Annotated in this window: 8 protein-coding genes and 1 pseudogene; 3 read left to right on the top strand and 6 right to left on the bottom strand. The window is 68.7% G+C overall.

Annotated elements, in window-relative coordinates:
- The 5 genes and pseudogenes from IPV10_RS12185 to IPV10_RS12165 all read right to left on the bottom strand — a co-directional run.
- Positions 1-252, bottom strand: a pseudogene (locus tag IPV10_RS12185) (biopolymer transporter Tol); the annotation flags it as partial.
- Positions 253-258: 6 nt separating this feature from the next.
- Complete coding sequence (locus IPV10_RS12180) at positions 259-1,095, bottom strand: MBL fold metallo-hydrolase (RefSeq protein ID WP_207484234.1); 837 nt, start codon at positions 1,093-1,095, stop codon at positions 259-261.
- Positions 1,096-1,254: 159 nt separating this feature from the next.
- Positions 1,255-2,934: a glucose-6-phosphate isomerase gene (gene pgi, locus IPV10_RS12175; RefSeq protein ID WP_207484232.1), complete on the bottom strand. Its 1,680-nt coding sequence runs from the start codon at positions 2,932-2,934 to the stop codon at positions 1,255-1,257.
- Between the two features lie 113 nt (positions 2,935-3,047).
- Positions 3,048-4,874, bottom strand: coding sequence for a S8 family peptidase (locus tag IPV10_RS12170; RefSeq protein ID WP_207484230.1), 1,827 nt, complete (start codon positions 4,872-4,874; stop codon positions 3,048-3,050).
- Between the two features lie 31 nt (positions 4,875-4,905).
- Positions 4,906-5,517, bottom strand: coding sequence for a flavodoxin family protein (locus IPV10_RS12165; RefSeq protein WP_207484228.1), 612 nt, complete (start codon positions 5,515-5,517; stop codon positions 4,906-4,908).
- Between the two features lie 90 nt (positions 5,518-5,607).
- Here IPV10_RS12165 and IPV10_RS12160 point away from each other — a divergent pair, with 90 nt between their 5' ends.
- The gene (locus tag IPV10_RS12160; RefSeq protein WP_207484226.1) at positions 5,608-5,814 is read left to right on the top strand and encodes a hypothetical protein; all 207 of its coding nucleotides are present in this window, start codon (positions 5,608-5,610) and stop codon (positions 5,812-5,814) included.
- Between the two features lie 3 nt (positions 5,815-5,817).
- Here IPV10_RS12160 and IPV10_RS12155 read toward each other — a convergent pair whose 3' ends face one another.
- Positions 5,818-6,420 (bottom strand): GNAT family N-acetyltransferase, encoded by a 603-nt coding sequence (locus tag IPV10_RS12155; RefSeq protein WP_207484224.1) that lies wholly within the window; start codon positions 6,418-6,420, stop codon positions 5,818-5,820.
- A gap of 53 nt (positions 6,421-6,473) precedes the next feature.
- Between IPV10_RS12155 and IPV10_RS12150 the strand changes: the two genes are divergently transcribed.
- Complete coding sequence (locus IPV10_RS12150; protein WP_207484222.1) at positions 6,474-7,403, top strand: aldo/keto reductase family oxidoreductase; 930 nt, start codon at positions 6,474-6,476, stop codon at positions 7,401-7,403.
- 33 nt (positions 7,404-7,436) lie between these two features.
- Positions 7,437-7,844 (top strand): PLD nuclease N-terminal domain-containing protein, encoded by a 408-nt coding sequence (locus IPV10_RS12145; RefSeq protein ID WP_207484220.1) that lies wholly within the window; start codon positions 7,437-7,439, stop codon positions 7,842-7,844.
- The last annotated feature ends 13 nt before the right edge of the window (positions 7,845-7,857 follow it).

Here is a 7,857-nt window from a genome sequence, read left to right as displayed (position 1 = left end):
GGGATCGAGCACGTGGTCGTTGTTGAGCGCCGGGAAGTCGCCCAATTCGATCCGCTCAGGGGGCTCGGCCTCCGTCAGCCCCAACCGGAACAGGTGGCCGTCGCCGTTGACGTACAGAGCGGTGCCGTCGCGCGACCAGTTGGGCGCCTCGTACAGCACCTCGGCGGATTCGTGGACGACATGCACGTCTCCGCTGTCGACATCGAGCGTCAGGATGCGGGAGAGCTGCCCGGATGCGAGCATGCGGGGCATGCGAGCCTACCCGCGGCGCCGGAGTCGGAAAAGCTCTCCGGGCGCCAGCACGTGGATCCGCTCGGGGTTCACGACGACGTCCCAGAGCTCGTCCGGGTCGGCGTTGAACGGCGAGAAGTCGGCGGCGTCGACGGAGCCCCAGTGGTGCAGGAGCAGGTCGGCATCCGGGTATGCGTTGGCCATCTCGACGGCGCCGGCGAATCCGAAATGCCAGTCGCTGTCGGAGAAGTCGAAGATCAGCGCATCGGGCGCGGGCATCGTCAGGTGGTGGTCGCGGATCAGTCGGGAGTCCCCTGGTGCCCAGATCGTGCCGTCCGGAGTGTCGAGCCAGAACCCGCAGGAGTCCTCGTCGAGGAACACCCGATCCGCGGACCCGGGGGCCGCGTTCTGCCAGGCGTGATCCGCCGGCGTCACCTGCACGCGCACGGCGCCGACCTCGAAGGCATCCCCGATGTCGTGGCCGATCGCGGGCATCCCGTCGTTCTGCATGAGGCCGGCGACGTAGCGCGTCGAATGGAAGCGCGTCGTGACCGGGGCGAGGGCCCGGCAGGTCGGGGCGCTGAAATGGTCGTTGTCCGCATGCGTGACCAGCACCGCGTCGAGTCGCGGCACATCGCCGCTTGCGAGGGGGAAGTCGATCAGCACCGGCATGTCGAAGTCCTGCAGGAGCGGGTCGATGGCCAGCAGGATCCCTCGTGAGTTGACGAGGAACCCGGCCATGCCCAGCCAGCGCAGCACGGTGCCGGCGTCGTCGCTGAACGCGTCTGGTCCGATCGGCACGCTGGTCGGCGCGACCGCCTGTCCGTGGGCGCTCCGGGTCAGGGGAGTACGGGGTGAGCTCATGACGCCTCCTTGCGGGCGGCACCGAATCCGGAAAGCGTTTCGGTTTTGGATGATGCTAGCGGGTGCAGCGCGCCTGCCGTCAGAGCAGCTCGGTGATCTTCTTCGCCGAGCCGGTGCCTAGGACGGCCTCGACGCGCATACACCCCTCCCTCTTCGCGCCTACTTCCGGTTCGCCGCGTAGTAGGCCAGCAGCGCCTTCGTCGACGCATCCTGCGACTCGACCGCATCCGCGTCGCCTTCGATCGCCGGGGCGATCTGCATGGCCAGCTGCTTGCCGAGCTCGACGCCCCATTGATCGAAGGAGTTGATGCCCCAGATCGTGCCCTGCGTGAACGTGATGTGCTCGTACAGTGCGATGAGCTGGCCGAGCACCTGCGGAGTCAGAGCCGGCGCGAAGATCGACGTCGTCGGGCGGTTCCCGGCGAAAGTGCGCGCGGCGACCAGCGCACCGGTGGTGCCCTCGGCCTCGACCTCGGCTGCGCTCTTCCCGAACGCGAGCGCCTTGGTCTGCGCGAGGAAGTTCGCGAGGAACAGCGCGTGCACGTCCTGGCCGTCGTCGGCGAGGGGATACGCGGGGTTCACGAACGCGATGAAGTCCGCCGGGATCAGCCGGGTGCCCTGGTGGATCAGCTGGTAGAACGCGTGCTGGCCGTTCGTTCCCGGCTCACCCCAGAACACCTCGCCGGTGTCGGTGGTGACGGGGGAGCCGTCCCAGCGCACCGACTTGCCGTTCGACTCCATGGTCAGCTGCTGCAGGTAGGCGGGGAAGCGGCTCAGCTGCTGTGCATAGGGGAGCACGGCGTGCGACTGCGCGCCGAAGAAGTTCACGTACCAGACGTTCAGCAGCCCCATCAGCACTGGCACGTTGCGCGACAGCTCAGTGGCGCGCACGTGCTCGTCGACGGCGTGGAAGCCGGCCAGCAGGTCGCGGAACACCTGGGGGCCGAGAGCGATCGCGAGCGAGAGGCCGATCGCCGAGTCGACCGAGTAGCGGCCGCCGACCCAGTCCCAGAACCCGAAGGCGTTCGCCGGGTCGATGCCGAAGGCTGCGACCTTGTCGAGCGCGGTCGAGACGGCGACGAAGTGGTGCGCCACCGCGTCGGTGCGGGATGCCTCGTCGCCGGCGATGGCACCGGATGCCGTGAGCCCCGCCCACAGCCAGTCACGTGCGAGCCGCGCGTTGGTGAGGGTCTCGAGTGTCGTGAAGGTCTTCGACGCCACGATGAACAGCGTGGTCTCGGGGTCGAGCCCTGCGGTCTTCTGCGCGAGGTCGGTCGGGTCGATGTTGGAGACGAACAGCGCCTCGATCCCGGCATCCGCGTAGGGCTTGAGCGCCTCGTAGACCATGACCGGGCCGAGGTCGGATCCGCCGATGCCGATGTTCACGACGTGGGTGACCTTCTTGCCGGTCACGCCCAGCCAGTCGCCCGAACGCACCCGCTCGGCGAACGCGGAGAGGGCGTCGAGCACCGAGTGCACATCGGCATCCACGTCCTGCCCGTCCACGACCAGTGCCGGCGCGGCGCCGGCCGGGCGGCGCAGCGCGGTGTGCAGCACGGCGCGATCCTCGGTGGTGTTGATGTGATCGCCCGCGAGCATCGCGGCGTAGCGCTCGGCGACGCCGGTCTGCTCGGCGAGGCGGAGGAGGGCCGCCAGCACCTCGTCGGTCACGAGGTTCTTCGACAGGTCGACGTGCAGGTCGGCGAGCGGCAGCGACAGCCGCTCGGCCCGGGACGGATCGGTGGCGAACCAGCCGCGGAGGTCCGGAGTGATTGAGGCGTGCAGGGCGCTGAGCTCAGCCCAGGCCGGGGTGCTGGTGGGATCGATCGGGGGAGTCATGCGTAAACGGTACCGCCACGGTGAGGGCTGTCAGCTTTCGATGACGGATGCCGGATGACGGATGCCGCGGGGCTCAGCCCCGCGGCATCCGCTCTCTCATTCCTGCCGGGTCGTCACTTCACGGTCGCGGTGTACGCGCCCGATCCGGAGTACGACTTCACCACTACGCGGTAGCTTCCGGCTCCGGCGTTGTAAGTGAACTTCTCGTCGGCGTCGGCGGACGTGCCCTCCGCGACGGTGATCCAGCCGAACCAGGAGTAGTTCTTCTGGAGGTACACGTCGAAGTCGGCTCCGGTCGGTCCGTCGAGGCAGACCTCGACCGCACCGGACGCACAGGTGAACGTCGGCGACACGACCTGCTGGCCGTTCGTCAGCGAACCCGACGAGACGGGCGTCCCGTCGCAGCTGCTCGTGCTGACGGCCGTGATCGTGAACGTGAACGATGCCGAGTCGGTGGTCACCGGGGTGCCGGCGTCCTTCACCGTGACGGTGACGTTCGACGTGGCCGCGGCCGTCGGGGTGCCGGTGATCGCGCCGGTCGAGGCGCTGATCGCGAGCCCCGCCGGAAGACCGGTCGCGGAGAACGCGTACGGTGCGGTGCCGCCGGTCGCGCTGACGGCGAGGTTGACGGCCTGGCCGACCTTGCCGGACTGGTTTCCGATCGCGGCGAGGTCGACCGCGACCGGGGCGGGGTCGTCGGAGTTCAGGAACCCGGTGTACAGCAGGCGGTTCGGCGATGCGGCGTCGAGACCCGTCAGCGTGCCGGTCGTGGCGTTCTCCTTGATCGCTGCCTGCACCTGGGCGGGCGTCGCGTCGGGGTTCTCACCGAGGTAGAGCGCGGTCGCGCCCGTGGTGTGCGGCGAGGCCATCGAGGTGCCGGTCGCCGACCGGGTCGCGTCGTCTGCCGTGTACCAGGCCGACACGATGTCGGTGCCCGGTGCCCAGACGTCGAGGCAGGAGCCCCAGCTGCTCGACGCGGCCTTGCCGTCGGTGCGCGTGGAGTTGCCGACCGTGATGCCCTCAGGGACCAGCTGCGGGCTGTAGCGGCAGGCGTCGTCGTTGCTGTTGCCCGCTGCCTGCACCCAGGTGACGCCGGAGGCGACCAGGTTCTTCACGGCCTGGTCGGTCGCGGGGCTGGAGCACGCGGTGCGGCAGCCGACGCTGTAGTTCGCCGTGGCAGGCTTCTGCGCGTTCTCGGTGAGCCACTCGATCGCCTCGATGATGTCGGTGCTCGACCCCGAGCCCTCGCAGTTGAGGATGCGCACCGGGTGGATCGTCGCCTTCTTCGCGACGCCGTACTTGGTGCCGGCGGCGGTGCCGGCGACGTGAGTGCCATGACCGTTGCAGTCGTTCGCGCTCCCGCCGGGCGTGACCGCGTCGAAGCCCGGGCCCATGCGGCCTGCGAAATCGGCGTGCGACGCACGGACGCCCGTGTCGACGATGTATACGTGGACGCCTTCGCCCGCCGAGCCGGGGTAGGTGTAGCTCTGGTCGAGCGGAAGGTCGCGCTGGTCGATGCGGTCATCGCCCCAGTTCGGCGGGCTGACCTGCTCGTCGAGTGCGTAGAACGTCTGCGACTGCTCGACGTAGTCGACGCGGTCGTCGCCCGAGAGCGTGAGCGCCTCGTCCTCGGTGAGAAGGGCGGAGTAGCCGTTGAGCACGGTGTTGAAGGTGCTGAGCACCTGACCGCCGACCTCGTCGGTGAGGGTGGCGGAGACGTCATCGGCGGTGCCGATCGCGCCGGAGGGCTTCAGTACGACGATGTACTCGCCCGGGATGGCGTTCGCGGAGCTGGCGCCGACGATCTCGGGGTCACCGGTCGAGTCGGTGTTCGCGCCGGCGAACGATGGGGTCAGGATGATGGCCGTACAGGTGAGGAGTGCTGCCGCTGTGGCGGCTCCTCGTGACGCGGCGTTGCGCCACGGGGTCTTCTTGAACAATGTCCAGAATCGATACGCCGATGGCGCGGTCTCAGCCGGCGGGATAGCCGTCCTCGCGCAGCGAGCGCGCGAGATGTGCGGCATTGCGGACGGTCGTCGCGATGGATGCCGAGACCTTCTCCGGCGTGCGGTCGAGATCCTTGTAGTCGGTGGTCTGCATGGCCTCGCCGTTCCAGTACACCGACCCCTGCGCCGGGACCGTGAAGCCGACGTCGTCGAGCGCCTGGAAGAGCACCGCCGCGATGTGGTGCGCCCCGTCCTCATTGCCCACGATGCCGACGATCGCGACCCTGTCGAACAGGATCGGCCGCCCCTGGGCATCCGTCTCGGCGAGCTCGGCGTCCAGACGCTCGAGCACGCTCTGCGCGACGCTGGAATGCTGCCCGAGCCAGGTCGGCGTGACGAGCAGAAGGATGTCGGCATCCAGGACCCGCTGTCGCATCGCCGGCCACTCGTCAGGGCCTCCCATGTCGGTCTCGACGCCGGGGCTGATCTGATGATCGACCGCCCTCATCAGGTCTCCGCTCACGCCGTGGCCAGCCAGCGCGCCGAGCATCTGCGTGGCGAGCAGATCGGAACTGGAGGCCGCGGGTGAGGGCTTCAGCGTGCACGTGATCGCGAGTGCTGTCAGCGGGGTGCTCATCCTGCGACGAAACCAGAAGGATCGCGTGGATGCACGGGGGTTTCCTCGTCGGCGGTATTCTGTTAGGCGGCACCGACGACAGGAGATCCCGTGATCCTCAGCTTCCTCCTCTTCATGATCCTCTTCCTCGGAGGGATCGGGATGATGGGCATCGCGCACGAGCTTCCCGACTTCCAGGCGCTGGTGTTCGTCGGCGGCCTGCTGCTGATGTGCCTGTCGCTCGCGTACATGATGCGCGCCGGGCGCAGCGGCGCCACCCGTCGCTCCGACAACTGGTCGGGCAACGCCACCGAGTGAGGCTCAGCGCCTCTTCGCGAGGCGCTGTTCGAGGTTCGCCTTCACCGCGGGCCACTCCGGCTCGATGATCGAGTACTCGACGCTGTCGCGCAGCGCGCCGTTGCGGTAGCGGCTGATCGCGCGCATCACGCCGTCCTGCTTCGCGCCGAGACGCTCGATCGCCGCGCGCGACTGGAAGTTCACCCACTGGGTCGTCAGCCCGACCCGGAACACCCCGAGCGTCTCGAAGGCGTGCTGCAGGAGCAGCAGCTTCGACTCGGCGTTCGTGCCGGTGCCGTGCGCCGACGGGCGGTTCCAGGTGTATCCGATGTGCAGCCGCGGCACCTCGGCGGCGAGTTCGTAGTACGAGGTCAGGCCGAGCACTCGGCCGGCGGCGTCGAACGCCGTGAACGGCACCATCTCGCCCTTCTCGATCAGCCCGATCCGGCGCTCGATCTCGGCCGCCAGCCCCTCAGGCGACGGCACGGAGGTGTACCACGCGTTCTGCCAGAGGTCGCCTTCCTGCAGGGCCTCGAGCAGGCCGTCGTGGTGCGAGTGCTCCAGCGGACGCAACTCGACGAGACGGCCGGTGAGGGTGACCGGCGCAGGCGTGGTGAGGAAGCTCATGAAGACATTCAATCAGCGGCAGGACGGATGCTCCTGCCGCTAGCGTTGAGCACATGAAGACCGTGCCGTTCGGAACGACCACTGCTCCCGCCGTCATCGCAGGCATGATGCGCATCGACGGGAAGGAGCACGCGGAGATCCGCGAGCTCTACGACACGGCTCGTGCCGCCGGGATCGACTTCTTCGATCACGCCGACATCTACGGCGGCAGCATGCACTTCTGCGAGGGAAGATTCGCCGACGCCCTCGCGCTGACCGACGCCGAGCGCGACGAGATCGTGCTGCAGACGAAGTGCGGCATCGTGCCGGCGCAGGGGATGTTCGACTTCTCCTACGAGCACATTCTCGCCCAGGTCGAGGGCTCGCTGCGGGCTCTTCGCACCGACCGCATCGACGTGCTCCTGCTGCACCGCCCCGACGCGCTCGTCGAGCCAGACGAGGTCGCCAGGGCGTTCGACGAGCTCGAGGCGTCGGGCAAGGTCCTGGCCTTCGGGGTCTCGAACCACACGCCGCGGCAGATCGACCTGCTGCGCACTGCGGTGCGGCAGCCGCTCGTCGCGAACCAGCTGCAGCTGTCGATCACCCATGCGCCGATAATCGCCCAGCCGATCGCGGCGAACATGTCGGGCGAGGAGCAGAGCGTCGTCCGCGACGGCGGCGGCATCGTCGAGTACTGCCGCATCAACGGCATCACCGTCCAGGCCTGGTCGCCCTTCCAGGGCGGGTTCTTCACCGGCGTCTTCCTCGGAGACCCCGCGTACGCCGAGCTCAACGCGGTGATCGACCGGCTCGCGGCAACCTACGAAGTGGAGCCGATCGCGATCGCGACCGCCTGGATCACGCGCCACCCCGCGAACATGCAGGTCGTGCTCGGCACCACGACGCCGGGGCGAGTGCGCGATGCCGCGGCCGGAGCGGACCTCGCGCTCACGCGCGCCGAGTGGTACGAGCTCTTCCGCGCGGCCGGGCACCTGCTGCCGTAGTCCCTCGCCGCACACGTCGTCTACGCTTACGGCATGCCGTTCCTGTCGATCATCATCGTCCTGCTGATGGTCGTCGCGCTCGTCGACATCATCACCCGCGACGACTCGCAGGTGAGGTTCATGCCGAAACTGGTATGGCTCATAGTCGTGATCCTGCTGCCGCTGATCGGCAGCATCCTCTGGTTCGCGATCGGCCGCGAGTACTCGGAGGCAGGGCTCCGGATCCCGCGGATGCAGAGGGCCGAACGGGCTCCCAGACCCTCCGCGCGACCGTCGCCGCCGCCGATGCCGCCGGCCGACGCCCGCTCCACCGAGCAGCAGCTCGCCGACCTCGACCGTGAGATCGAGGAGTGGCGGCTGCGCGAGGAGATCGAGAAGCGCCGGCGCGACTCCTCGACCGGGTCAGAGACCCAGCCGGATGCCGGACCGGAGCCGCGCTAGACGAACCAGCCGA

This window comes from Microbacterium sp. SD291 (assembly GCF_017355365.1).
Lineage (GTDB): Bacteria > Actinomycetota > Actinomycetes > Actinomycetales > Microbacteriaceae > Microbacterium.
Note: the sequence above shows the minus strand (reverse complement) of the source record. Positions and strands in the feature narration are given on the sequence as shown.

Bases quoted from the DNA above. Each gene is read 5' to 3' on its own strand.
- pgi (WP_207484232.1), bottom strand. From the start codon at position 2,934: ATGACTCCCCCGATCGATCCCACCAGCACCCCGGCCTGGGCTGAGCTC.
- IPV10_RS12180 (WP_207484234.1), bottom strand. From the start codon at position 1,095: ATGAGCTCACCCCGTACTCCCCTGACCCGGAGCGCCCACGGACAGGCG.
- IPV10_RS12155 (WP_207484224.1), bottom strand. From the start codon at position 6,420: ATGAGCTTCCTCACCACGCCTGCGCCGGTCACCCTCACCGGCCGTCTC.
- IPV10_RS12145 (WP_207484220.1), top strand. From the start codon at position 7,437: ATGCCGTTCCTGTCGATCATCATCGTCCTGCTGATGGTCGTCGCGCTC.
- IPV10_RS12150 (WP_207484222.1), top strand. From the start codon at position 6,474: ATGAAGACCGTGCCGTTCGGAACGACCACTGCTCCCGCCGTCATCGCA.
- IPV10_RS12165 (WP_207484228.1), bottom strand. From the start codon at position 5,517: ATGAGCACCCCGCTGACAGCACTCGCGATCACGTGCACGCTGAAGCCC.